This is a genomic window from Oscillibacter valericigenes, assembly GCF_021531435.1.
GTDB classification, from domain to species: Bacteria; Bacillota; Clostridia; order Oscillospirales; family Oscillospiraceae; genus Oscillibacter; species Oscillibacter valericigenes_B.
In genome coordinates, this window is sequence record NZ_JAFBIS010000001.1 from 240243 (window position 1) to 265252 (window position 25010).

General features: G+C 54.8%; 18 protein-coding genes. 11 read left to right on the forward strand and 7 right to left on the reverse strand.

Going from position 1 to position 25010, the window contains the following annotated elements:
- Nucleotides 1-19: 19 nt before the first annotated feature.
- Nucleotides 20-1033 (reverse strand): LacI family DNA-binding transcriptional regulator, encoded by a 1014-nt coding sequence (locus JQM68_RS01010; RefSeq protein ID WP_235221051.1) that lies wholly within the window; start codon nucleotides 1031-1033, stop codon nucleotides 20-22.
- Nucleotides 1034-1312: 279 nt separating this feature from the next.
- Complete coding sequence (locus JQM68_RS01015; protein ID WP_412758443.1) at nucleotides 1313-3568, reverse strand: glycogen/starch/alpha-glucan phosphorylase; 2256 nt, start codon at nucleotides 3566-3568, stop codon at nucleotides 1313-1315.
- A 157-nt stretch (nucleotides 3569-3725) separates the two neighbouring features.
- Between JQM68_RS01015 and JQM68_RS01020 the strand changes: the two genes are divergently transcribed.
- Nucleotides 3726-4616 carry an AraC family transcriptional regulator gene (locus tag JQM68_RS01020; protein ID WP_235221053.1) on the forward strand — a complete coding sequence of 297 codons (891 nt, stop codon included), beginning with the start codon at nucleotides 3726-3728 and terminating at the stop codon, nucleotides 4614-4616.
- Nucleotides 4617-4684: 68 nt separating this feature from the next.
- Here JQM68_RS01020 and ilvA read toward each other — a convergent pair whose 3' ends face one another.
- On the reverse strand, nucleotides 4685-5881 hold the full coding sequence (gene ilvA, locus JQM68_RS01025; protein WP_235221054.1) for a threonine ammonia-lyase: 1197 nt from the start codon (nucleotides 5879-5881) through the stop codon (nucleotides 4685-4687).
- 189 nt (nucleotides 5882-6070) lie between these two features.
- Here ilvA and JQM68_RS01030 point away from each other — a divergent pair, with 189 nt between their 5' ends.
- From JQM68_RS01030 to JQM68_RS01045, 4 genes are all read left to right on the forward strand, one after another.
- On the forward strand, nucleotides 6071-6628 hold the full coding sequence (locus tag JQM68_RS01030) for a TetR/AcrR family transcriptional regulator (protein WP_235221055.1): 558 nt from the start codon (nucleotides 6071-6073) through the stop codon (nucleotides 6626-6628).
- Between the two features lie 90 nt (nucleotides 6629-6718).
- Nucleotides 6719-7318 (forward strand): DUF308 domain-containing protein, encoded by a 600-nt coding sequence (locus tag JQM68_RS01035; RefSeq protein ID WP_235221056.1) that lies wholly within the window; start codon nucleotides 6719-6721, stop codon nucleotides 7316-7318.
- Nucleotides 7319-7379: 61 nt separating this feature from the next.
- Nucleotides 7380-8726: a radical SAM protein gene (locus JQM68_RS01040; protein WP_235221057.1), complete on the forward strand. Its 1347-nt coding sequence runs from the start codon at nucleotides 7380-7382 to the stop codon at nucleotides 8724-8726.
- 187 nt (nucleotides 8727-8913) lie between these two features.
- Nucleotides 8914-10152, forward strand: a complete 1239-nt coding sequence (locus JQM68_RS01045) for a CapA family protein (RefSeq protein ID WP_235221058.1) — start codon at nucleotides 8914-8916, stop codon at nucleotides 10150-10152.
- A 119-nt stretch (nucleotides 10153-10271) separates the two neighbouring features.
- On the opposite strand, the gene nifJ is transcribed toward JQM68_RS01045, so the two are convergent.
- Nucleotides 10272-13778 (reverse strand): pyruvate:ferredoxin (flavodoxin) oxidoreductase, encoded by a 3507-nt coding sequence (nifJ, locus tag JQM68_RS01050; RefSeq protein ID WP_235221059.1) that lies wholly within the window; start codon nucleotides 13776-13778, stop codon nucleotides 10272-10274.
- 217 nt (nucleotides 13779-13995) lie between these two features.
- Between nifJ and JQM68_RS01055 the strand changes: the two genes are divergently transcribed.
- The 3 genes from JQM68_RS01055 to JQM68_RS01065 all read left to right on the forward strand — a co-directional run bounded on the left by JQM68_RS01055 (nucleotide 13996) and on the right by JQM68_RS01065 (nucleotide 18498).
- Complete coding sequence (locus JQM68_RS01055; RefSeq protein ID WP_235221060.1) at nucleotides 13996-14625, forward strand: helix-turn-helix transcriptional regulator; 630 nt, start codon at nucleotides 13996-13998, stop codon at nucleotides 14623-14625.
- A 515-nt stretch (nucleotides 14626-15140) separates the two neighbouring features.
- A complete protein-coding gene (locus JQM68_RS01060) occupies nucleotides 15141-15506 on the forward strand; it encodes a BlaI/MecI/CopY family transcriptional regulator (RefSeq protein WP_235221061.1) in 366 nt (121 codons plus the stop codon).
- A 1-nt stretch (nucleotide 15507) separates the two neighbouring features.
- Nucleotides 15508-18498, forward strand: a complete 2991-nt coding sequence (locus JQM68_RS01065) for a M56 family metallopeptidase (protein ID WP_235221062.1) — start codon at nucleotides 15508-15510, stop codon at nucleotides 18496-18498.
- Between the two features lie 259 nt (nucleotides 18499-18757).
- Here JQM68_RS01065 and JQM68_RS01070 read toward each other — a convergent pair whose 3' ends face one another.
- The gene (locus tag JQM68_RS01070) at nucleotides 18758-20140 is read right to left on the reverse strand and encodes an alanine/glycine:cation symporter family protein (protein WP_235221063.1); all 1383 of its coding nucleotides are present in this window, start codon (nucleotides 20138-20140) and stop codon (nucleotides 18758-18760) included.
- A gap of 348 nt (nucleotides 20141-20488) precedes the next feature.
- Between JQM68_RS01070 and JQM68_RS01075 the strand changes: the two genes are divergently transcribed.
- Nucleotides 20489-21664: a YgeY family selenium metabolism-linked hydrolase gene (locus JQM68_RS01075; protein ID WP_235221064.1), complete on the forward strand. Its 1176-nt coding sequence runs from the start codon at nucleotides 20489-20491 to the stop codon at nucleotides 21662-21664.
- Between the two features lie 639 nt (nucleotides 21665-22303).
- On the opposite strand, the gene JQM68_RS01080 is transcribed toward JQM68_RS01075, so the two are convergent.
- Together JQM68_RS01080 and JQM68_RS01085 are read right to left on the reverse strand one after the other, a co-directional pair.
- Nucleotides 22304-22681 (reverse strand): type II toxin-antitoxin system death-on-curing family toxin, encoded by a 378-nt coding sequence (locus JQM68_RS01080; protein WP_235221065.1) that lies wholly within the window; start codon nucleotides 22679-22681, stop codon nucleotides 22304-22306.
- Nucleotides 22678-22920: a type II toxin-antitoxin system Phd/YefM family antitoxin gene (locus JQM68_RS01085; RefSeq protein ID WP_235221066.1), complete on the reverse strand. Its 243-nt coding sequence runs from the start codon at nucleotides 22918-22920 to the stop codon at nucleotides 22678-22680. The genes JQM68_RS01080 and JQM68_RS01085 overlap by 4 nt, the downstream gene beginning before the upstream one ends.
- A 182-nt stretch (nucleotides 22921-23102) precedes the next feature.
- Between JQM68_RS01085 and JQM68_RS01090 the strand changes: the two genes are divergently transcribed.
- Both JQM68_RS01090 and JQM68_RS01095 read left to right on the forward strand, forming a co-directional pair.
- Nucleotides 23103-24158 (forward strand): Fic family protein, encoded by a 1056-nt coding sequence (locus JQM68_RS01090; RefSeq protein WP_235221067.1) that lies wholly within the window; start codon nucleotides 23103-23105, stop codon nucleotides 24156-24158.
- 1 nt (nucleotide 24159) lies between these two features.
- Nucleotides 24160-24858: a type I restriction-modification system subunit M N-terminal domain-containing protein gene (locus JQM68_RS01095; protein ID WP_412758440.1), complete on the forward strand. Its 699-nt coding sequence runs from the start codon at nucleotides 24160-24162 to the stop codon at nucleotides 24856-24858.
- Nucleotides 24859-25010: the final 152 nt, after the last annotated feature.

Below are 25010 nucleotides of genomic sequence, written 5' to 3' on the forward strand. Positions count from 1 at the left end.
CATCCCTTGGATGTAAAAATCAGTTGGGAGCGGCGACGCTGCCGCCGATGCGCAGGGTGGTGTCCATCCGGATATGGCGGTTGGCCGCCCGTTCCTCCACCATATCCACCAGGATGCGGACCGCTTCTTCTCCCATGGCCTCCTGGGGCTGGATGAGGGTCGTCAGCGTAGGAACGGTGTAGGAGGACATGTCGATGCCGTCGATAGCGATGATGGAACAATCCTCCGGAATGCGGCGCCCGCTGTCGTGCAGCGCTTTCATGGCGGCGATGGCCATGGAATCCGCGATGACGAACAGGGCGGTAAACTCTTTTTTCCGTGCCAGCAGGCGGCGGGTGCCTTCGTAGGCGGCGGACATATCGAAAGCGCCGGTCTCCGCCACTAGGTCCGGCTCCAGAGGGATGCCATTTTCCGACAGTGCCTGGCAGTAGCCCCGGTAGCGCAGCTCGCTGATGGAGTGGTCCTGGACAGAGTCCAGCAGAACGGCGATCTTCCGGTGGCCCTGACGGATCAGGACCTCCACCGCCCGGCGGGCCTCCGCCTGGTCGTCGATGGAAACGGAGGAGTAGGCGTCTTTTTTCAGACTGCCGAAGCTGTTGGTAAAAGAGCAGCAGACAAAGGGGATCTCCAGAGCCGCCGTCTGTTCCGGCGTGTAGTCAAAGCAGCCGCCCAGCAGGATCAGTCCCAGCAGCCGCTTGGAGCGGGCCAGCTCAGCGGCGGCCCGGATCTCGTCTTCGCCGGAAGGGATCTGGTGGAGGACCATGGTGTAGCCCGCCTGGTTTACCGCCTGCTCCACCGCCCGGATGACGGAGGAGAAGAAGGGGTTGCCCACGCCGCGGACCACCAGGCCAATGGCGTCGGACTGGGGACGGACCAGATCCCGGGCGCTGCTGTTGGGAACGTAGTGCAGCTCCCGCACGGTCTCCAGGACCCGGGAACGCACGGCCTCGCTGACGTCGGGATGGTTGTTGAGGACACGGGAAACCGTGCTGACGGAAACGCCGCTGTGCTCCGCTACATCCTTGATGGTCATGCCGTGTCCACTCCCTTCTTTTGACAAAGTATGCTGTGGAAACGTTACTGGTAACGTTTCCAGCTCCTTTCAGTTATTAAATATATACAAATATTCAGCGGCTGTCAATCCGGCTTTTGAAATTCGTGGATTACAACAAAATTCCAATTCCGGTTATGTATGATCTGTCAAAGACTTTGTAAACGTAATCGTTTTTCTGGAAAACCGAACTTTTTGACAAATATAAAAAACAGGCAGACAGACACGCAGATGCGTGTCTGTCTGCCTGCTGTGAACATATCAGCCCAGGTGCCAGATGTCCCGGTCATATTCCGCGATGGTGCGGTCGGAGGAGAAGAAGCCCGCCTTGGCAATGTTGACGAGGCACTTCCGCTGCCACTCCAGGGGGTCTTTGGCGTAGTCCGCCATGGCCTGTTCCTTGCGGACCAGGTAGGCGTTAAAGTCGGGGAGGGTCTGGAACCAGTCTTTGTTCATTAAATCGTCCCGGAGGCGGGACAGATTTTCTTCCCGGCCCGCCCGGAGCATTTCGGGGCCGGTGAGGAAGTCGATGGCCCGGCGCAGGTTGGGGTCGCCGTCGTACCACTCCCGGGCGCGGTAGTCTCCGGCCTCGTAACGGCGGATGACCTGGTCGGAGGTCTGGCCGAAGATATAGATATTGTCCTCCCCGACCTGCTGGGCGATCTCCACATTGGCGCCGTCCATGGTGCCCAGGGTCACGGCGCCGTTGAGCATGAACTTCATGTTGCCGGTGCCGCTGGCCTCCTTGCTGGCCAGGCTGATCTGCTCGGAGAGGTCGCAGGCGGGGATTATTTTCTCCGCAGCGGTGACGTTGTAGTTCTCCACGAACACGATCTGCAGCCAGGGGGAGACTTCGGGGGAGGCGGCGATGACCTGGGAGAGGGTCAGCAGGGCGTGGATGATGTCCTTGGCGATGGTGTAGGCTGGGGCGGCTTTGGCACCGAAAATGCTGACCAGAGGCACGGCGGGAATATGGCCGTTTTTGATCTCCAGGTACTGGTGGATCAGGAACAACAGATTTAATTGCTGCCGCTTGTACTCGTGGAGCCGCTTGGACTGAATGGAGAACATAGCCCTGGGATTCACCAGAATGCCCTGCTTCTGGTACAGCCAACCCGCCAGGGCCTCCTTGTTCCGGGCCTTGATGTCCGCCAGGCGGCGCAGCGTGTCCTTGTCTGCGGCCATGGGGAGGAGCAGCTCCAGCTCCCCGGCGTCCTGCTTGAAGCTGGGGCCGATGAGGGATTCAATTTCGTTGGAGAGCGCGGGGTTGCAGGCCAGGAGCCAGCGGCGGAAAGTGATGCCATTGGTCTTGTTGTTGAACTTTTCGGGATAGAGCTGATAGAAGTTCTTCAGCTCGCTGTTCTTCAGAATTTCCGTATGGAGGGCCGCAACGCCGTTGGTGGAGTGGGTGAAATGGATGTCCATATGGGCCATGTGGACCCGGTTTTCGCCGTCGATGATGGCGGTGGAGCCGTCGTCCGTTCGGGTGCGGGCCAGGGCGTCCAGCTTCTCGATGATGGGCATGAGCTGGGGCACCACCTGTTCCAGATAGTGTCGGGGCCACTTTTCCAGGGCCTCCGCCAGGATGGTGTGGTTCGTGTAGGCGCAGGTGCGGGTGACGATGTCCACCGCCTCATCGAAGCCGATGCCCCGTTGCTCCAGCAGGCGGATCAGCTCCGGGATGACCATGCTGGGATGGGTGTCGTTGATCTGGATGGCGGCGTAGTCTGGCAGGTCATGGAAATTGCAGCCCCGGGCGGCGCACTCGTCCAGCAGCAGCTGGGCCCCGGCACTGACCATGAAATACTGTTGGTAGATGCGCAGCAGGCGGCCCGCCTCGTCGGAGTCGTCGGGGTAGAGGAAGAGGGTCAGATTTTCGCCGATGCGGGTCTTGTCAAAAGAGATGCCCTCGGTAATGAGGCTTTCGTCCACGGTGTCCAGGTCGAACAGGTTCAGGAAATTTGTGCGCCCGCTGTAGCCGGTGACGGCCAGACGGTACAGCCGGGCCTGATACACCTGGCCCGCCAGCTCCACAGGATACACGGTGCCCGTGGGCTTTGCCCAGCTCTCGTCCGTCAGCCACAGGTCCGGCGTCTCGGTCTGGAGGCCGTCCCGGAACTGCTGGCGGAACAATCCGCAGTGGTAGCGCAGGCCGATGCCGTCGCCGGGGAGATTCAAGGTCGCCAGAGAGTCCAGGAAGCAGGCGGCCAGACGGCCCAGGCCGCCGTTGCCCAGGCTGGGCTCTGGCTCCAGCTCCTCCAGGTCGGACAGGGACTTTCCGGCGGCGGCCAGGCAGTCCCGCACGTCGTCGTAAAGGCCCAGATTGATGAGGTTATTGGAGAGCAGCTTGCCGATGAGAAACTCGGCGGAGATATAGTACAGCTTTCTGCCGGTGACGGGCTGGACCCGTTCCTGAGCCTGTTCCTCAACAAGACGCAGAAGGGCCAAATACAACTCCTGATTGCTGGCATCCTGAATGGGCTTGCCGCAGAGGGCGGTCAGCTTGGCGGAAATCATTTCGTTCATAAAAGTTCCTCCTGTTCGGAAGATTTTACGTGCATTTTCACGCTTGCTGGTATATTATATCCTCACTGACGATTTTTCTCTCATAATGATTGCATATTCTGACAGAATCCTATCATATTACCCGGTTCGACAGGAAAGGAGGCGTTCCATGAGCGAGACGCGGTCGGCCTATCTTCAGGAGACAAAGCGGCACGGCAGCGTGCTGTTTCCCTTCAACATCTACCCCTGCACCATTCCGCGGGACTTTCCGTCGGTGGCGCTGCACTGGCACAAGAGCATGGAGCTGGTGTACGTGAAAAAGGGCGCGGGACAGGTCCAGGCGGGAATGCGCTGGATGGACGCGGCGGCGGGCGATATTTTTATCCTGCCGCCGGGGATGCTCCATGCTCTGCGGGGCGTGCCGGGCAGCGCCATGGAATATGAGAATATCATCTTTGACCCGGAGTTCCTTGGCTCCGGCGCGGCGGACATCTGCGCCCAGCGGTATCTGGTGCCGCTGGCGGCGGGGCGGCTGCCCCTGCCGGTGTGCCTGCGGGCGGAGGAGGCGGTTTACCCGGCTGCCGCGGCCTGCCTGAAAGAGGCGGAAGACCTGTGCGGACAGCGGGGGACCGGCTTTGAGCTGGGGGTCAAGGCCGCCATGCTGCGCTTTCTCTTCCTGATGACCCAGGCCCAGGCGGAGCCGCTGCCGGAGGAGCACCGGGACACGGAGCGGCTGAAGGAGGTGCTCCAGCGGGTGGAACGGGAGTTCAACCAGTCGCTGACGGTGGCGGATATGGCGCAGGGCTGTGGATGCAGCGCCAGTCATTTTATGCGCTGGTTTAAGCAAATGACAGGGAGCAGCTTTATCAGCTATCTGAACGAGCGCCGCCTGGCAGCCGCGGCGGAGCGGCTGCGCCAGTCTGAGGACAGCATCCTCTCCATTGCGGAGGCGGTGGGCTTTGAGACGCTGTCAAATTTCAACCAGCAGTTCAAGAAGCGCTACGGCGTCACGCCCCGGGATTACCGGCGTGGGGAAAACATTAAAAACGAAATGCTGTAAAGTAAAAATGCTTGCAAGAAAAGGACGCCTCACATGACATGTGAGGCGTCCTTTTGTATGGATGTAAATTACGAATTGTGGAGCAGGGGATAGCCTGCGTCGGTCAGAGCCAGCTTGATGGCGGCCACATGGTCGCTGTTGCGGGTCTCCAGCACCAGGGAGACGATGCAGGCGCCTACCTCGGAATCCCGGTCCTCCCGGGAGTGGTTGATGGTGAGGATGTTAGCACCGCTCTGGCTGACCAGATGTATCAACTGAAGCAGGCTGCCGGGCTTATCCGTCACTTTGGTGGTCAGCTCCACCAGACGGCCGGATTTAGACAGGCCCTTGGTGATGACCCGGGACAACGTGGTCACATCCACATTTCCGCCGGAGACGACGCACACCGTCTTTTTCTCGCTGGTATCCACCTTGCCGAACATGCAGGCGGCCACCGGCGTGGCGCCTGCACCCTCTGCCACGGTCTTCTGCCCTTCCATCAGCGCCAGAATAGCGGAGGCGATCTCGTCCTCTCCCACGGTGACGATCTCGTCCACGTACCGCTGGCACAGCTCAAAGGTCAGGTCACCGGGCTTTTTCACCGCGATGCCGTCGGCAATGGTGGCCACGCTCCGCAGCTCCGTGGGCTTGCCGGAATGACGGGAGATGTACATAGAGGCAGCCCCCGCCGCCTGGACGCCGATGATGCGGCAGGAGGGCTTCAGGTGCTTCACGGCGAAAGCAATGCCGCTGATGAGGCCGCCGCCTCCGATAGGCACCACGATCTGCTCCACATCGGGGAGCTGCTCCAGAATTTCCAGGCCGATAGTGCCCTGGCCCGCGATGACCAGGGGGTCGTTGAAGGGGTGGGCGAAGGTGTAGCCGTGCTCCGCCGTCAGCCGCTCCGCCTCCCGGGCGGCGTCGTCATAGACGCCGGGGACCAGCACCACCTCGGCGCCGTAGCCCCGGGTGGCCTCCACCTTGCTGATGGGGGCGCCGGCGGGCATACAGATGATGGATTTGATGCCCAGTTTCGTGGCGGACCAGGCGATGCCCTGGGCGTGGTTGCCGGCTGAGCAGGCGATGACGCCCCGGGCGGCGTCATCGGGGGACAGGGAGCGGATCTTATTGTACGCGCCCCGGAGCTTGAACGCGCCGGTGAGCTGCAGGTTTTCCGCCTTGATATACACGTTTTTCCCCAGCCCCCGGGCCGGGTCCAGGGGCGTCAGCCGGGCGATGCCCCGCAGCGCCAGACGCGCGTCTTCCAGCATTTCCATCGTCAGCATGGGAATGGCCTCCTGTTCTTTGCTTCTTTGATGGCAGTAAAGCGTTTGCCTTTAAAAATTATACGCGCTGGAAGCGGAGGATACAATACCTGTTTTTTACAAAAACAGGTATGGAACATCCCGTGATTGCATTTTTGCCGTGTTTTGTTGTAAGATAGGAAAAACAGCAACAGGAAGGAGGCGTGGACCGTGGCAGCCTTTACAAAAACGGCGATTCGGAACTCTTTTATCAAGCTGCTGAATGAGCGGCCCATCAGTCAGATCACCATAAGGGACATTGTGGATGACTGCGGCGTCAACCGCAACACCTTTTATTATTATTTTCAGGATCTGCCCCAGCTGGTGGAGACCATCGTCAATGAAGAGGCGGACCGGATGATCCGGGAGCACCCGTCCATTGACTCCATTGAGGATTGCCTTCATGCCATCATTGGCTTTGCTCTGGAAAACCGGAAAGCCGTGCTGCATATTTACAACTCGGTCAATCGGAACATATATGAGCAATACCAGTGGCGGGTCTGCGAGCATGCCGTTACGACCTATCTGGACGGCGTTTTGGCCGGAAAGACCGTTCCTGAGCAGGACCGGCTTCTGATCATCAACTATCTGAAATGTGTGTGCTTCGGCATTACCATTGGCTGGCTGGAAACGGGGATGCAGGAGGATATCCAGGCCCGGTTCCACCGCATTTGTGAACTGAAACGCGGCGATCTGGAGACGATGATCGCACGGTGTGAGCAGCCATGACCACCGGTTCAGACAAAACAGCCCCTGTGCCTGCTTTTCAGGCACAGGGGCTGTTTTTGTCCGTATGTTTTATGAAACGGCTCTCCTATAATGGAACTGTCAAAGGATAAGAAAGGGGTCCTGAATTTGATTTCCAACAAATATATTCAAGCGGCGAAGTCCGGATATATCATTGTTTCCGTGCTGCTGTGCATGTTGGGCGCTGCGCTGATAGCTGACCCCACTTTTTCTGTATTGCTGCTGTGCAGGCTCAGCGGGCTGCTCTTGGTCCTGTTTGGGGCAATCCGCATCGTCGGCTATGTTTCCAAGGACTTATACCGCCTGGCGTTCCAATACGATCTGGCCTTTGGAATTTTGCTGATCGCCCTCGGCGCTCTAATGATGCTGCGCACAGACAAGATGGCAAATGTTCTGTTTTCGATCCTTGGGATCTATGTTCTGGCCGATGCGCTTTTGAAAGTGCAGATCGCCATTGACGCGAAGGCGTTTGGAATTGATTCGTGGTGGCTGATCCTGGCAGCGGCAGTGGTGGCCGGTGTAGCCGGCTTTTTACTGGTCCTGCGTCCGTCGGAGAGCGCGGGGGCTGTGATGATCTCACTGGGAGCGGCACTGCTGGCGGAGGGCGCGCTGAACTTTATCACGATTCTGGCGGCAGTCAAAATTGTCCGCCGCCGTGGGCCGGATGTGTGATATGCGGAGACAGTCCTTTATAAAAATGGAATAGACAAATATTGAAGAGGAGGATGCTGCAATGGATGTATCAACGACGGTCAAAAAGTTGGGCCTGGAGCAGGCGTTCCGCTATCTTTATAAAGATCCGGAGCAAAATCTGCTGAAGCTGATGGATTGGGCGGACAAATTTGCAAAAGGAGAATTTGCGCCCCAGCGGGCGGTCCTGCGGGAAGTTATCGAAAATCCGGATCATCCCTATCACCAGTATGTGCTGAACCTGTTCCGCAATGTTGACGAGGATGTGGTCAAGACCATCGGCGTCAATTTCTTCATCAACGCGAACCTGGTTGGCTGGAGCACCCAGGAGGAGGCGCGGCGGAAGTATGGCTGCAACGTTCCCTGGGCCATCCTGCTGGACCCTACCTCTGCCTGCAACCTCCACTGTACCGGCTGCTGGGCGGCGGAATACGGCAACAAGCTGAATTTGAGCTTTGATGAGATCGACGACATTATCCGTCAGGGCAAAGAGCTGGGCGTCTATATGTACATCTACACCGGGGGAGAGCCCCTTGTCCGCAAGCGTGATTTGATCCGGCTGTGCGAAAAGCACTCGGACTGCGTGTTCCTGTGCTTCACCAACGCGACGCTGATCGACGAGGCTTTCGCGGATGAAATGCTGCGGGTGAAGAACTTTGTGCCGGCCATCTCCCTGGAGGGCTTTGAGGAGGCCACGGACGGACGGCGGGGCAAGGGCACTTATGAAAAGGTCATCAGGGCCATGGAGCTGCTTCAGCGCAAAAAGCTGCTCTACGGCATTTCCGCTTGCTATACCAGCGCAAATTATGATTCCATCACCTCGGAGGCATTCTATGACAGCCTGATCGAAAAGGGCGCTTATTTTATCTGGTATTTCCACTATATGCCGGTGGGCAACGACGCCTCGCCCGCGCTGCTTCCCACCCCGGAGCAGCGTTTGGAGGTCTATCACCGCATCCGCCGTCTGCGGCGGGTCAAGCCCTTGTTTGCCATGGACTTCCAGAATGACGCGGAATATGTGGGCGGCTGTATCGCCGGCGGCAGGCGGTATCTGCACATCAACGCCAACGGCGATGTGGACCCCTGCGTGTTTATCCACTATTCTGACAGCAACATCCGGGAAAAGACGCTGCTGGAGTGTCTCCGGTCGCCGATTTTCATGGCCTATCACGACGGTCAGCCCTTCAACGAGAATATGCTCCGGCCTTGTCCCATGCTGGAAAATCCTCAGCTTTTGCGGGAGATGGTCCACAGGACCGGCGCCCGCTCCACAGACCTGCAGTCGCCTGAGAGCGTGGACCACCTGTGCGGCAAATGCACGGCCTATGCAGAGAACTGGAAGCCTGAGGCGGAGCGGCTTTGGGAGGAGACAAAGGCGGGCGGAAAATAACAAGGTTATGAGAAAAGCGGCGGAAGCAAGTGCTTCCGCCGCTTTTGGGCGTGTATCCGGGAAAAGCTTTTGCCCGACAAAAATTCTTGCCTGAAAAGAGACTGACAAACCGAAAATTTCAGCTGCTGTCTGGCATATGGGCGGGAACCATGGTAGAATAGTAAAAAAGAGAGGGGGGAATGGCCGTGTGGGCAAACGGGAGATGAAGCGGAAGAAAAACCCGTGGCTGTTGGCGCTGGGCGCCGTATTTGCGGCGGCGCTTTTGGCTGCAGGACTGGCCTTTCTGAAACCGTCCGGCCATGAAGTGCCCGAAGAACCGGATGTCCCCGCGTCTTCAACGGTTGCGGAACCTGTGAAGCAGGAACAGCCCGTGCAGGAACAACAGCCCGTGCAGGAACAACAGCCCGTCTCCCCACCGGAGCCTGCGGACCTTCCCAGGGAACCGCAGGATCGGTTTGTGATCTCGTTTCTGGGCGACTGTACCCTGACATCAAGCCACTATACCAACCATTTTGAAACGGTGGTGGGAGATGACCTGGCGTATCCGTTTTCCAACGCGGCGGAGATCCTGACGGCGGACGATTTGACCCTCGCCAACCTGGAGTGCAGCTTTTCGGACAAGCGTCTGGAGTCCGAGTCGGAATATGCGTTCTGCGGACAGCCGAAGTATGCGCGGGCGCTGACGCTTGGCGGTGTGGACTGCGTGTCCATGGCGAATAACCATACCGGCGACTTCGGCAACGCCGGAGTGGAGGACACCCTGGCGGCGCTGGAGGACGCGGGCGTCACCGGGATACAGGGAGACCAGGGGATATGCTTTGACCTGCGCCACGATGACGGTTCGGCGGTGCGGGTGGGTATTTACGTGCTGCCCTTCAACGGCTCAACGGAACAGATGAAAAAGGGCGCGGCCCGCCTGCGGGAGGACGGCGCGGATATCGTGATCGCCTGCATGCACACCGGCGCGGAGAGAATTTACGTGCCCACGAAACGGCAGACTGCTCTTGCTCATGCGGCAGTCAGCGGTGGAGCGGACGTCGTCGTGGGGACCCATCCCCATGTTCTGCAGCCGGTGGAAGCGTACCAGGACGGCGTGATCCTGTACAGCCTCGGCAATTTCTGCTTCGGAGGAAACCGAAATCCGGGGGATAAGGACACGGTGATCGCGCAGCTGACCGTACATAAGGAGGAGACGGGCGTTTCCTGGGAGATGACCTATGTACCGTGCTGCGTCAGCAGTGTGGCCAACCGAAACGATTACCGCCCCACGCCCTACGAGGAGGGGACGGCAGGCTACCAGCGGTGCCTGAGCAAGCTGGCGGAGCCCTGGGATAAGACGACCGCCGAGGAGGCCGCGGCGGCCAAAGCTGCCGCAGAAGCCGCCGCCGCGGAAGCGGCAGCCGAGGAAGCTGCCATGGAGATCTGACAGCATACGTGTTTTTCAGTTCCGCGCGGAATGACATAGAAAAATCCCGAAGCCGAGGCTTCGGGATTTTTCTTGGGAAATACAGTCGGAAAGGGGTGTTCCGACGTATCTGGCGTGTGTTATTCTTCCTCTGCCATCTTCTGATAGGACTCGTAGCGGGCCTTCGCTTCCTGCTCTGCCTGGGAGAAAAGCTCCTTCGCGTTTTCGGGGAAGGTCTTGTGCAGAGAGGCGTAACGCACCTCGCCCTCCAGGAACTCCTGATAGCCCATGGTGGGCGCCTTGGAATCCAGGGTGAAGGGATGGTCCTTCTTGGCGGGATTATAGCGGTACAGGGGCCAGTAGCCGGCGTCCACCGCCCGCTTCATCTCGGCCTGGACCTGGTCCATGCCGGCCTTGATGCCGTGGTTGATGCAGGGGGCGTAGGCGATGATGAGGGAGGGGCCGGGATAGGCCTCGGCCTCGGTGATGGCTTTCAGAAGCTGGTTGGGGTCCGCGCCCATGGCGACGGAGGCAACGTAGCAGTTGCCGTAGGCCATCATCATCTTGCCCAGGTCCTTCTTGCCGGTCTTCTTGCCGGCGGCCTGGAACTGGGCCACGGCGCCCAGAGGCGTTGCCTTGCTGCTCTGTCCGCCGGTGTTGGAGTAGACCTCCGTATCCACCACGAAGACGTTGATGTCCTCGCCCATGGCGATGACGTGGTCCAGACCGCCGAAGCCAATGTCGTAGGCCCAGCCGTCGCCGCCGTACATCCAAACGGGCTGCTTGGCGAGATGCTCCGGGTGGCGCAGGATGAGGGTCTTGAGCTCATCCGCCCGGCCGGTGACCTGCGTTTCTTTCAGGGCGGCCTCCAGCTTTTCCGACGCGGGCATGGAGGCGTTCACGTCAGAGAACGTATCCAGCCACTCCGCAATGGGAGCTTCCAGCTCGGGGACCAGACCCCGCAGCTCTTCGATCCAGGCACGGGTCTTGTAACGCTGCTGCTTCACGGAGAGGTACATGCCCAGGCAGAACTCCGCGTTGTTCTCAAAGAGGGAGTTGGACCAGGCGGGACCGCGGCCCTCCTTGCTGACGGTGTAGGGGATGGAGGGCATGGCCGCGCCCCAGGCCTGAGAGCAGCCGGTGGCGTTGGCCCAGTACATCCGGTCGCCGTAAAGCTGGGTCAGGAGCTTGGCGTAAGGCGTCTCGCCGCAGCCGGCGCAGGCGCCGGAGAACTCGCACAGGGGCTGGCGGAACTGGCTGCCCTTCACGGTCTCGGCCTTGAAAGCCTGCTTGTCGGTGATGGTCAGGCCATATTCCCAGGCGGGGGTGAGGGACAGCTCGCCGGTGACGGGCTCCATCCGCAGGGCCTTGCCGCTCATGGGGCAGGAGGCCACGCAGCTGCCGCAGCCGGTGCAATCCATATCGCTGATCTGCAGGGAGAACTGGTACTCCTTGGCGCCCTTGGCCGTGACGGTGACGAAGCCCTCGGGGGCCTTTTCCACTTCCTGGGCGTCCAGCAGGTAGGGACGAATGACGGCGTGGGGGCAGACGAAGGAACAACGGTTGCACTGGATGCAGGCGGTAGAATCCCAAACAGGCAGCCGGGTGGCGATGCCCCGCTTCTCGTAGGCGGTGGTGCCCAGAGGCATGGTGCCGTCTTCATAGCCGATGAACGTGGAGACCGGCAGCTTGTCGCCCTGCTGGGCGTTGCAGGGACGCAGGATCTTGCGGATGAAATCAGGTTCGTTGGGGTTCTCGGCCTTGGGCTCATCGGCGCAGTCCTTCCAGCTCTCCGGGATGGGGACCTCCACCACATGGTTCACGCCCTGGTCGATGGCCGCCAGGTTCATCTGGACCACCTTCTCGCCCTTCTTGCCGAAGGACTTTTCGGCGGCCTTCTTCATGTAGGTGACCGCTTCCTCGATGGGGATGATGTCCGCCAGGCGGAAGAAGGCAGACTGCAGCACCATGCTGGCGTGGTCGCCCAGGCCCAGCTCCCGGGCAATGGAGTTGGCGTCGATGATGTACAGCTTGGCGTGCTTTTCCGCCAGGCCCCGCTTCACGGCGGCGGGCAGCTCGCGATCCAGCTCCTCGGGCTTCCAGCGGCAGTTCAGCAGGAAGGTGCCGCCAGGCTTCAGCTCGGAGACGATGTCGTATTTATCCAGGAAGGACTGGTTGTGGCAGGCGACGAAGTCCGCCTCCTTCACCAGATAGGAGGAGAGGATGGGCTCCTCGCCGAAGCGCAGATGGCTCCGGGTGATGCCGAAGGACTTCTTGGTGTCGTACTCGAAGTACGCCTGGGTGTACATATCGGTGTTGTTGCCGATGATTTTGATGGAGTTCTTGTTGGCGCCCACGGTGCCGTCGCTGCCCAGGCCCCAGAACTTGCAGTTGACCATCTTTTTATGCACCAGGGGCAGGCTGTCGCCCACGGGCAGGGAACGGTGGGTCACATCGTCCTCAATGCCCACGGTAAAGCCGGTGAAAGGCGCGTCCTCCAACAGGTGGTCGAACACGGCCTTGATCTGGGCGGGAGTGGTGTCCTTGGAGGAGAGACCGTAGCGGCCGCCGCAGATGTAAGGAGCGTCCTGCCGGTTGGCGTAGGCGGCGCAGACGGCCAGGTACAGCGGTTCACCCGCCGCGCCCATTTCCTTGCAGCGGTCCAGGACGGCGATCTTCTTCACCGTCTTGGGCAGGGCTGCCCGGAAATATTCCTTGGAGAACGGGTTGAACAGGTGGACCTGCAGATAGCCGACCTTTTCGCCCAGTCCGTTCAGATAGGCCACCGTCTCCCGTGCGGCGCCGCTGACAGAGCCCATGGCCACGATGACCCGCTCCGCGTCGGGGGCGCCGTAGTAGTTGAACAGGTGGTAATCCTCGCCGGTGACGGCGTTGATCTGCTTCATGTAATCTTCCACGATGTCAGGCAGGCCGTCATAGAAGCGGTTGTTGGCCTCCCGGAACTGGAAGTAGACGTCCGGGTTCTGGACGGTGTTCCGCAGGGAGGGATGGTAGGGGTTCAGCGCGGATTCCCGGAAGCTGCGGACGGCGCCCCAGTCCAGCATCTTGCCGAATTCCTCATAGGGAATGGCACGGATCTTCTGGATCTCGTGAGAGGTGCGGAAGCCGTCGAAGAAGTGGATGAAGGGGATCCGGCTCTTGATGGCGGACAGATGGGCGACACCGGCCATATCCATGACCTCCTGCACGCTGCCGGTGGACAGCATGGCAAAGCCGGTCTGACGGCAGTTCATCACGTCGCTGTGGTCACCGAATATGGACATGGCGTGGGTGCCCACGGTACGGGACGCCACATGCAGCACCGCGGGCTGGCGGGTGCCGCTGATGCGGTTCATTGTGGGGATCATCAGCATCAGGCCCTGAGAGGAGGTGAAGGAGGTTGCCAGGGAACCGGCCTCCAGCGCACCGTGGACCGCGCCGATGGCGCCGGCCTCAGACTGCATCTCTACCAGGTTGACCGGCTGGGTGAACAGGTTTTTCCGCCCGTTGGCGGACCACTCGTCCGTTTTCTCTGCCATGGGCGAGGAGGGGGTGATGGGATAGATGGCGGCTACCTCCGAAAAGGCGTAGGCCACATATGCCGCGGCTTCGTTTCCGTCCGCTACCATGATCGTTTCTTTACGCATCTTTACAAAGACCCCTTTTCTTCGTTGGATTTTTCGTACGAACCAGCACGGATATATCTAAACAAATTGTAATAATATGTGAACGAATTGTCAATACGTGCGTTGTCATACAACTGACGAAAAATAGACAACTCATTGTGCAGATAGCCCATGTTGTTTTTCTGATACAGAGATGGTATAATGCGAAAAAACCCGGGGAACAGGGGTGGAGCGCCATATGGAAAGCGAAGAGATGTTCAACAATTTGTGTGAGATCGCGAAAATGATTTCAGAGACATTTGGTTATCACTGCGAAACCGTGATCCACGACTGCGAGCATTATGAGAACTTTATCGCGGCGATTTATAACGGGCATGTATCCGGCCGGAAAAAGGGAGACTGTGTGTATATCACGGGGGACCCCGTTCCGGAGGATGCGTTTCAAAATATTGATCCCGGCACGAACTACATGAATTGCCAGGTCGTGACAACGGGCGGAAAGACGATCAAATCCTCCACGATCTATTTCAAGAATGAAAATTATCACTACGGCCTCGGCATCAATTTTGACATCTCCCAGTATACAGGTATGCGGGATACGCTGGATAAATTGATTTCCACGTCCACAAAATTAGAAGAGGAACTTTATTCCCGCCAGAACATCAATCAGATCATGAATGAGTGCATCAGCTGTGTTGGAGTCCCGGTTGAAAAAATGGGGAAATATGACCGCATGCGGATCATTCAGATGCTGCATGAGCGCAATGTTTTCCAGATGCAGAAAGCGGTCCCCTATGTGGCCGAGCGGCTGAAAATCTCCCGTTTTACTGTTTACAATTATTTGAAGGAATTGGGGATCAAGGAGTAACTATCATAGAATATCATGGGAGAAGAAGGCCCCGCTTTGTATGGATGAATCCGTAAATTCGATCATTCAACTACATGTATTGCGGGACTTGTCATTGGAGCCTTGCTGATCTGGAAAATCGTACTGCCTTTCCTGGGCGCCGTGTTTGGTGTGCTGCTTCCCGGCTGAGAGACATTGCGTCTTTTCATAGATGTCCCCGGTTCTGGAGATTATGGAACCGGGGACATTTCATGTTGCGCTGTAACTGCTGTGAAGAAAGCTCCCAACCGACAGTTTTCTCCGCGGCCTGAAGCTGGGCCTGGAACTTGCACATGGACTGAAACGCTGCGGCGGACATCTTCTCGGCAATGTGGACGAGGAAGATGTCCGCCGTTCTATATCCGAATGATGAGTTGGGAGCGGTGCTTTCCAAGCAGCCGGAGAGATTCTTTTTTTGATCCTCTTGACAGCTTGGTTTACTTGCTGTAAACTCAAAATATGGGCTACAACTTGTAAACCATTCGGAGGTGCCAATGATGGGCAATATGAGATTAGGCGCGATCGAAGCGAAATTTGCCGATTTGATTTGGAGCAATGAGCCGTTGAGCTCCGCGGAACTGGTGAAACTGGCAGCACAGGAGTTGGACTGGAAGAAGTCCACCACATATACCGTACTGCGCCGCCTGTGTGAGAAGGGCATTTTTCAAAACGAAGACGGAACGGTAACGTCCAAAATCTCCAAGCAGGAATTCTACGCCGTGCAGAGTGAACAATTTGTTGATGAGACCTTTGACGGATCTCTCCCGGCATTTTTGGCGGCGTTCACCACCCGAAAAGCTTTGACGGCAGCGGAAATTGCTGAAATTCAGCAGATGATCGACAGCTACGGGAAGGAGAACTGAGATGGCCAGTCTATTTCTGAAGCTGCTCAATATGAGCATTGCCGCCAGCTGGCTGATTCTGGCGGTCATTGTGCTTCGAGTCGTGCTGAAACGGGCACCGAAGTGGATCCACTGTATTCTGTGGGCACTGGTTGGGATTCGCCTGCTTTGCCCGATTTCCATTGAGAGCGCATTAAGCCTGATCCCCAGCAGCGAAACCATTCGCCCTGATGTGGTACAATTTGTCCCGAATCCTTCCATCAACAGCGGCGTCACTATCATAGACAACACTGTAAATCCTGTGATAGGGAAGGCATTTGCCCCTTCACCGGTGGGCGGCGTTAATCCCCTGTATGTATGGACCTATCTTGCCAGCATCGTCTGGTTCGTCGGCGTGATCGCGTTGGTCATATATGCGGTTATCAGCTATCTCCGTCTGCGTAGAGTTGTCTGCGAAGCTGTCCGGCAGCGGGACCAGCTATATCTCTGCGACCACATCCAGACGCCTTTCATTCTCGGCGTCATCCGGCCTCACATTTATCTTCCCTCTGACATGAACGAGGCTCAGATGCAAAGTGTGATCGCACACGAACAGGCACATCTTTCCCGACACGACCATTGGTGGAAGCCGTTGGGTTGGGCGATTCTGACTGTCTACTGGTTCAATCCCTTCTGCTGGGTCGCCTATATTCTGCTCTGCCGGGATATTGAGCTTGCCTGTGATGAAAAGGTCATTTGCAACATGGATGTGGAAGCGAAGAAGGCCTATTCCATGGCGCTGCTCTCTTGTAGTATTCCCCGCAGGCTGATCTCCGCCTGTCCGCTGGCCTTTGGGGAAGTGGGGGTCAAAGAGCGAATCAAAGGAGTTCTGAATTACAAAAAGCCTGCCTTCTGGATTGTTGCTGTGGCTGTCATCGCCTGCGTCGGGGCAGCGGTGTGCTTTCTGACGAATCCCAAAGAAAAATCCGATACGTCTGATTCCCCCGGCCTCCCCTCTGATGCCTCCGCTCTATGTGAGTTACCCTTCACCCTAACGGAAGGCCGTACTGGAACTTTGCATCTATATGGCAAAGAAACCAGTGAGTATTTCTATGGCATCAGCGATGTAAAGATTGTATGGGATGATGGAGCAATTACCACTTTCTCCACAGAAAACGCCATGCGTGACTACTGGGCAGAAATGCCGGAACTGGCCTCTGAATACACAGAAGCTCCCCTGACCGATGGAATTCGGGACGGAGGAATTCAATTTGGTGACTTCAATTTCGATGGTTATACCGATATTGGACTCCAAGCACAGCAAACTGCCTACAATAAACCATACGTTTACTGGTTCTATGTGCCGGACTCTGGAGAATTTCAGTATCATGGAGTCTATATTTGCCCGTTGGAACCTATTAGTGAAATGAAAGAATGCGTTGTAAATTATCGGGATGGGCAGACCTATTATCAGGATCATTATGCAGTCAACGAAGGCCACAATCTGGTTTTGTATCAGCGTGACATCACAGAATATGTGGACGGTAAGCCAGTTACGCGGTATGAATCTATGCCGCAGGAATCCAGAGGAAGTTTTGAAAATCTGTTTGGTCTTTCAGGTTACTACATAGATACCTCTACCGATCACCTTATTACCCGCACCTACTACGTTCCCGTAGAAAATGACGGCGGACATAGCATTGCAGAAAGCTTCGGCTTTGCAATTGACGATTACATCGTGGATCTGGACGGGGATGGCGTCACGGAGCTGGTATGCAACTGTCAGTATGGCGGTGACGGTCACGAAAGTGTCTATGTGTACCGCCGAAACGGAACTGTCATTGAGCGCGGCTGGCTCAACTGGGACGCGTCAGAACTTCTTGATTTCAAGGATTGGGGCGTCAATGCAACGCGGGAATCCTATGATCCCGAATCCGGCTTCTTCATGTTGGATTATGACACAAACAGGGGAGACTTCGCGAGCCGCGCCTATCATTATAAGGACTTCACGTTCGAGGAATATGCCCAAGTTCCCAAGCAGGAACAGGTGCAGACACCGATTACCGCCGACAACTTCTTTGCCTCCATGCCCGGTACGTTTCACTTTTTAAGCGGCGCCGGCGGCTGGCAAACGGAGCTGTACTGGCACGGGGATGGAACCTTCTCCGGCATTTACGAGGACGCCGACGCGGGGGCGCAGACCCTCTACCGCAGCGTCTTTACCGGGCGTATGAACGCGCTGAAAATCGTCGGCGAGCGGGAATACTCCGCCTACATAGCCGAGCTGAATTACGAAAAGCCCGGCGTGACCACGGTTGAAAACGGCTTTTCCGTCATCACGACCAGCCCCTACGGTCTGGATGACGCGGAGGAGATCCGCATCTATCTGCCGGGGTATCCCGTCAGCAAGCTGCCGATGGAGGCGCTGAATTGGCTCCGCGGCGGTGCGGAAGAATTTTGGGACGGTCAGGGGCCGAAAACACTCCCGTTCTTTGTGCTCTACAATGTACGTGGACAGCAGGCGTTCTTCTCCGCGGATTGGTCTGCATTCTCCGGGGCCACTTCCTCCCGACCGGAGCAAACGGATTTGACCTTCGTAGTGGAAGGCCTTGAAGAATCGGTTCCCGTCTATTTGTTCCGTGACCTGGAATATTCTCTCTACATTCCCCACGATGGTTGGCAATATCATCGAATGCTGGAGCATGACATGCTGGCCAAATGTTGGACTTCTACCATCAATCCCGCCGTCTCCCTGACCGTGCGCCATCTGGGGTATCGGGATTTAGCGGACGCGCAGGAGTGGGAACGAGAGCAAAACGCAGGTTTCCAATTGATCGAAGATAAGCGGGGCGGCATTGGCGGTACAGACGGCAAATCCATGCTGGAAGTATTCTTTTATTCCGGTCAGAATGCTATGTATGCCGTGGAGCTGCGGTATCCCGTGGAAGCCACTGAGGGCTTCGGAACCCGGCTTCATGTGATACAAGATACCTTCCAGGTATCAAATAGCGGTCAAGAGGAGGCACAAAATTGAAAGGAACATCAGTTGTCCCTAAGTCCAGCAGCTATGTTGTCTGGATCAATGAACAAACCCGCGTGGCGTCCTTCCATGCAATGGATGGCTTTCATAGCCAATCCTTTTGTCAGCACGAGTTCTTTATGAGTTATCTAAGTTCCCTGCAAGAACGCGGGTATCGGTTTCAATAGCTATATTTTGTTAGAAAAGTACCCACCTCATCAAAATGGGGTGGGTACTTTTTTGAGCTCAAAGCAAATAAACGGAAATTTTACTGTTACTTCTTCTGAATCTGGAATTTCTTAATGCTTTCTGTCGGATTATCAAACCACTCAGAAGTAAGGGCGCGAAGTTTCTTACCGAGAGCAAAGATACAGATCATGTTTATGACGAGGACGACACCGTTCGTAAAGTCGGCGAGCATAAATGCTTTGGAAATATCGACGAAAGTACCAATAATGACCATCACGATAATCAAACCCTGGAAACAGTAGCCGACGATACCGCTCTTAAACATATTGTCAGAATACAGCTTGACACCTTCAAGGTCAGTAATCAAAGAACTAAGGCCGAAGAGGAACAGACCGATGACGCACAGATAGCGGCCAAAGGGACCAAAGACAGAAGCGAGCGCGGAGCCGGCAAGCGTTGCGCCACTTTCACCGGTAGTCCAAACACCAGAAAAGATAACCATCAAACCAGTAATGGAGCAAATGACTGTGGTGTCGATAAAGGTTTCAATAACAGACCAGGAACCCTGCTGTGCGGGGTGATCGATAGCGGCAGCCTGGGACTGAACAGTAGAGGAAAGGCCAAGACCGGCGTCATTGGAAAAAACGCCTCTTCTGAAACCCTGCGTCATAGCCGTTTTAAAGACAGCGCCGGCAAAACCGCCAACTGCGGCAGTGGGAGTGAAGGCACCCTTGAAGATTGAAACGATAACAGCAGGAAGACTTCCAATGTTAATAAGAATAACAATCAGACCAGCAAGGATGTAAAGAATGCTCATAACAGGAACAAGAACATCGGAAATCTTGCACAACGCCTTCATGCCGCCGAAGCAGACAACGAGCATAAAGATAACTGCAAAAACCAGGGTGACAATGGGAGGGATGCCGATGGATGCAGCGTTGGAGGTCATAGAGGAACCGTGTACGCAGCAAATCATAGCCATACAGACCATGCTGCATATGCCGAAGATGTATGCGACGGGCTTCCAGCCGAGGCCTTTCAGAATGTACATGAATGGGCCGCCGCGATACTGCCCATTGCTGAGTTTTTCACGATATTCAACGCCAAGGGTTACTTCCGAATACTTGATACCCATCGCAATAAAGCCACAGATAAACATCCAGAATAAAGCGCCGGGGCCACCGATTGCAATAGCGGAGGATACGCCGACGATGTTGCCGGTACCAACCGTTGCACCGACTGCAGCGATCAAAACCTGAAGAGGAGAAACGCCCTGTGCCTTTTTGCGAGCCTGTTCTTCTTTGTTGAAGATCGTGCCAATGGTATTGCGCCAGATAAAGCCAAACTTTCTAATCTGAATAAAATTGATTATGAAAGCGAGGATAATACCGCCGCCTACCAGCAGGATGAGAAGGGGATTGCCCCACATCCAATCAGTAAACGCACTGACAGCATTCCATATTGCCATTTCAAACTCTCCTTTTCGTATTTTGAAATATTATGCAGTTCCGTTCGGGAGGATGATTCCCTTGGGAATACGCAATATATTTCTGACATAATAATTGCATACCGTCAGCTTTCTGTCAAGAACTTATAAAAAGAAACGGGATATTTTAAAGATTCAGTAAAAAATTTGTGCATCTCGCATAAATATTACTTGATGATTCGTTATTACAACAAAAGGAAACAATAGACAAAACGCTTGTGCTTTTTTGCGAAACGAATATAATAATAATGAATGAGACATTACATATTGCTCCTGCTCCGACAACGTCTGATTATAAAAATACACTACACTGAAAGGAGTAAAGATACTATGACCAGAGACGAACGACTGATTGCATTCTGCCAGGAGGCAATCCGCATTCCAAGTCCTTCCGGACACGAGAAGGAAGTTGCAGAATTGATGAAGCGCAAGATGGAGGAGTATGGCTTTGATGAGGTCAAGATCGACCGCTTCGGCAGTGTTTATGGTATCATTCACGGCAAACGTCCTGGCAAGACGATTCTGATGGATGGCCATATTGATAATGTAGATGTTATTGATGAAAGCAAATGGACGCATGCTCCTTGGGGCGCTGAAATTTGCGATGGAAAGATTTACGGTCGTGGTACTTCCGACATGAAAGGCAGCGTGACGGCGATGATTTCCGCAGCTGCACATCTCGCCGAAGATACTGATCGTGATTTCGCCGGCAATATTGCTGTTTCCTGTACCGTTCATGAGGAATGCTTTGAAGGAATCTCCTCCCGCGAAATTACCAAGGCAGTTAAGCCTGATTTTGTAATTATCGGTGAGGCAACATCCTCTACCGTAAAGATTGGTCAGCGTGGCCGCGCCGAAGTCGTTGTGGAAACTGAGGGCGTCAGCTGCCACTCTTCCAATCCCGAAAAAGGCGTTAACGCTGTCTATATGATGATGGTTCTGATTGAGGAAATCTGTAAGATTGTTCCCAATGAGCATCCTATTCTTGGCAAGGGAATTTTGGAATTGACCGATATCATCTCATATCCTTATCCCGGAGCATCTGTTGTTCCTTCTCTGTGCCGCGCAACCTTTGACCGCCGCACACTGGTAGGGGAAGACGAAGCCGTCATCCTCGGTCAGATCGAAGAGGCCATCCACCGTGCCCAGCAGCGGGTCCCCGGTCTAAAGGCAAAAACCTATTTGGCAGAAGGAAAAGAAAAATGCTGGACCGGTGAGACCATTTCTGCCAAGCGTTACTTCCCCGCCTGGGTAATCGATGAAAAGAGTGATTTTGTTCAGAAAGCAGTTACCGGCCTGAAGGAAGCGGGAATTGATACCCAAATCTCCCATTTCGCTTTCTGCACCAATGGCAGTCACTTCTGTGGTGAGGCAGGCATTCCTACAATTGGATACGGTCCTTCTCTGGAAACTCTGGCACATGTGCGAGACGAGTACATTGAGGTTGAACAACTTATAAAGGCTTGCAAAGGATTTGAAAGTATTCTGCGCAAATTGACGGAGTAATAGTGGGTCATTGATATTGAGGCGAGAAGAGCACACGAACCAGTTTCCCAATCCGTTTTGCCCCAGGGACCACTAACTTTATCAAATTCCGGAAACAGTATTTGAAGAATTAAAACCTCCGCATATAATGTAGATCAGCACACATAAATATGAGTTTTCAACAATGTCACAATATCAAATAACTTACGCTCAGAGCTCAGGCTGACAAGGTTTGCTTCACAGCCCCTGCTATGATTATAAGGAATTGCGCATGTAGACTGACTGAAAACAGATAATAAAATTTCCCAGCAGATCCATATTTGATGGGTCTGCTGGGATTTGCTTATGCGGCGGCGGAAAGAGTCCTATACGAAATAGTAGTCAAACCGGCAACTTAAATTCTGAACTTTACAAGCAAAAAACTCTCGTAAATATTCGATTTACGAGAGTTTTTGGTACGCCCGACTGGATTCGAACCAGCGGCCTTCAGAGTCGGAGTTATCAGGCCGTCAACGCTGGAGCGCTGATGCCCCAGGGGTTCCAGTAGTTTTGCACAAATATTGAGGAAAAACGGAGCAAACCTGGAAGCCATTGCGCCGCAATGGCTCCCGGGTTTTTTCGTATCTTCCGAAACAGTAGTCAAATAGTAGTCAGGAGTTCTCAAATCCTGTGCTCCCTGACCCAAGCCAACAATGCTTCGTATTTCATTTCTCCCGCCGCAACAGCGAGGCCCACTTCCGCGACCTCCTCGTTGGTACACTCCAGGCGGATTCCGTTGACTTCCAGAAATGTCAGCATCACATACATGCCGATCCGCTTGTTTCCATCGACAAATGCGTAGTTGGAGATGAGCTCATAGCCCAGGCGTGCGCCCTTTTCTTCCTTCGAAGGGTAGAACTCCTCTCCTCCAAAGCTGGCGAACGCATTCTCCAGGGCAGCTTCCAGTAGTCCTTCGTCCCGAACACCGATACTGCCGCCGGTTTCCTCAGCAATCAACCGATGCAGCAAAAGGACCTTTTCTTTTGAAAACTTGATCATTTCGCCAACTCCAGAAATGCAGGCTTATATTTTTTCAGGATGCGTGCTGCAACAAAGTCAATTTTCTCGTCATCACTCATGTCGATAACCGGAGAGTTCTCAAGGTCAATCAACATATATTTGGGACGATTGTTCTTGAAGATAACAGCACTGCCTTTCTTTTCGGCGATGCGGGTCACACGGGAAAAGTTTTGATTTGCTTCCGTTACAGAAACGATGGTATTGCTGTCGATGTTCATATGCACACCTTCTTTCTGCTTTTATTATATTCAATAATAGGTAAAAATCAACCTATAATTTATTGCTTTTGTTTTCAATTAAATCAATAATGCAATAATGATAAAATTAAATTGACTTGTCATCGTATTAGACATATAATATATTCAGCAAAATGCTATAAACCAGTTTGTTGAGGTACTATATGCGTAAGTATGAATTCCAAAATGAGTGGCAGAAGCTGCTTGTTCCCGATATTGTTGCGTTGCTGACCCAGATCCATGAGTTCAAGGGTGAGCAAAATCTGTTCGTTGAGGCCAACAGTGACACGCTGACCCAGTTGGTAGAGGTTGCAAAAATCCAGAGCACCGAGGCATCTAACAAAATTGAAGGTATCTACACTTCTGACGAGCGATTGAAGAAAATTGTGCTGGATAAGACCACTCCCCGCACCAGAAACGAGCAAGATATTGCCGGATACCGTGATGTTCTTGCCACGATCCATGAGAGTTATGAGTATATCCCGCTGCGTCCGACCATGATTTTACAGCTGCATCGTGATTTGTATAAGTTCAGCGGTATGTCCATTGGGGGAAACTATAAAAATTCTGACAATGTGATCGCAGAGACCGATTCAGCAGGTAATCGGTTCGTTCGTTTCCAGCCGGTTCCCGCTTGGGAGACGCCGGAAGCCATCGACTTCGCCTGTAAAGCCTATGATGAAGCGGTGCAGTCCGGTGCGGACCCGTTGCTTGTGATTCCCATGTTCATTCTGGATTTTCTCTGCATTCATCCTTTTAACGACGGAAATGGCCGCATGAGCCGACTGCTGACGCTGCTGCTTCTCTACCGGAGCGGTTATATCGTTGGAAAATATATCAGTATCGAAAAAGTCATCGAGCAGAGCAAAGAGACGTATTACGAAACGTTGCAGCAGAGTTCTGTCGGGTGGCATGAGAACCAAAATGACTATGCGCCATTTGTGCGCTATATGCTGGGCGTGATCGTCGCCGCCTATCGGGACTTTTCTTCCCGCGTACAAGTCCTGGTCACCAGCGGCATGTCCAAGCCGGAGCGTATCCGGGTAATCATCAAAGATACCCTCGGCAAGATTACCAAGGCAGAGATCATGGAGAAGTGCCCTGATATCAGCCAGGTCACCGTGCAGCGGACGTTGATTGAATTACAGAAAAAGGGCGAGATCATCAAACTTGGCGGCGGACGCTATACCGCCTATATCTGGAACAGGGAGATAGACTGATATGCTGACTGGCGAACTGAAAAATAGAATCAACAGCCTCTGGGAAATTTTTTGGACCGGCGGCATCACCAACCCGCTGGACGTCGTGGAGCAGATGACCTATCTGATGTTTATCCGCGATCTGGACGATACCGACAATCTGCGGGCCAAAGAGAGCGCCATGCTGGGCCTGCCCCACAAAAGCATCTTTGCCGATGAGGTAAAAATCGGTGACCGCACCATTCCGGGAAATCAGTTGAAGTGGTCGGTATTTCACGATTTTCCTGCGGGCAAAATGTACGCCACTGTGCAGGAGTGGGTGTTCCCGTTCATCAAGACGCTTCACGGCGATAAGTCCAGCGCCTACGCCAAGTATATGGATGATGCCATTTTCAAAATCCCCACGCCGCTGATGCTGGATAAGATCGTTACCGCCTTGGACGGCATCTATGAGCAGATGGCGCAGATGCAGGACAGCGACACCCGTGGCGATATATACGAATACCTCCTCAGCAAAATCGCTACTGCCGGCGTCAACGGCCAGTTCCGTACCCCCCGCCATATCATCCGCATGATGGTTGAGCTGATGCAGCCCCGGCCGGACGACGTGATCTGCGAAATTAAGACGCCGTATTTAATTAATAGATTCCCAGTTTGTCGGACTATAGAAGTCCGGCAGAGTGATTATCATTCTTTCGCGGGCGTCCTCGAGGACGCTTGAGGGTTGGTCCTTCCTTTGCCTTTGGTTTTCTGCCACGCTTCTTTGGCTCCGGTTTCGGGACAGCCTCCGACAGTCCCAGAGCCTCGAGTTCTGTAAAGACTGTCTGCAACGTATGAACCCAATATTCATCATCCGACTTGGGGCATGATGGA

What these genes read in the sequence shown, in the direction of transcription:
- JQM68_RS01015 (WP_412758443.1), bottom strand. Translation starts at nt 3,568, where the DNA reads ATGATTTCCGCCAAGCTGACCGCCCTCTGCGGCAAGCCCATTCAGGAT.
- ilvA (WP_235221054.1), bottom strand. Translation starts at nt 5,881, where the DNA reads ATGCTGACGATGGAAATGCTGGAAGACGCGCGTCTGGCGCTGCGGGGC.
- JQM68_RS01055 (WP_235221060.1), top strand. Translation starts at nt 13,996, where the DNA reads ATGGAAAGCGAAGAGATGTTCAACAATTTGTGTGAGATCGCGAAAATG.
- JQM68_RS01065 (WP_235221062.1), top strand. Translation starts at nt 15,508, where the DNA reads ATGGCCAGTCTATTTCTGAAGCTGCTCAATATGAGCATTGCCGCCAGC.
- JQM68_RS01075 (WP_235221064.1), top strand. Translation starts at nt 20,489, where the DNA reads ATGACCAGAGACGAACGACTGATTGCATTCTGCCAGGAGGCAATCCGC.
- JQM68_RS01095 (WP_412758440.1), top strand. Translation starts at nt 24,160, where the DNA reads ATGCTGACTGGCGAACTGAAAAATAGAATCAACAGCCTCTGGGAAATT.
- JQM68_RS01090 (WP_235221067.1), top strand. Translation starts at nt 23,103, where the DNA reads ATGCGTAAGTATGAATTCCAAAATGAGTGGCAGAAGCTGCTTGTTCCC.
- JQM68_RS01070 (WP_235221063.1), bottom strand. Translation starts at nt 20,140, where the DNA reads ATGGCAATATGGAATGCTGTCAGTGCGTTTACTGATTGGATGTGGGGC.
- JQM68_RS01020 (WP_235221053.1), top strand. Translation starts at nt 3,726, where the DNA reads ATGAGCGAGACGCGGTCGGCCTATCTTCAGGAGACAAAGCGGCACGGC.
- JQM68_RS01040 (WP_235221057.1), top strand. Translation starts at nt 7,380, where the DNA reads ATGGATGTATCAACGACGGTCAAAAAGTTGGGCCTGGAGCAGGCGTTC.
- JQM68_RS01010 (WP_235221051.1), bottom strand. Translation starts at nt 1,033, where the DNA reads ATGACCATCAAGGATGTAGCGGAGCACAGCGGCGTTTCCGTCAGCACG.
- nifJ (WP_235221059.1), bottom strand. Translation starts at nt 13,778, where the DNA reads ATGCGTAAAGAAACGATCATGGTAGCGGACGGAAACGAAGCCGCGGCA.
- JQM68_RS01080 (WP_235221065.1), bottom strand. Translation starts at nt 22,681, where the DNA reads ATGATCAAGTTTTCAAAAGAAAAGGTCCTTTTGCTGCATCGGTTGATT.
- JQM68_RS01035 (WP_235221056.1), top strand. Translation starts at nt 6,719, where the DNA reads ATGGAACTGTCAAAGGATAAGAAAGGGGTCCTGAATTTGATTTCCAAC.
- JQM68_RS01085 (WP_235221066.1), bottom strand. Translation starts at nt 22,920, where the DNA reads ATGAACATCGACAGCAATACCATCGTTTCTGTAACGGAAGCAAATCAA.
- JQM68_RS01060 (WP_235221061.1), top strand. Translation starts at nt 15,141, where the DNA reads ATGGGCAATATGAGATTAGGCGCGATCGAAGCGAAATTTGCCGATTTG.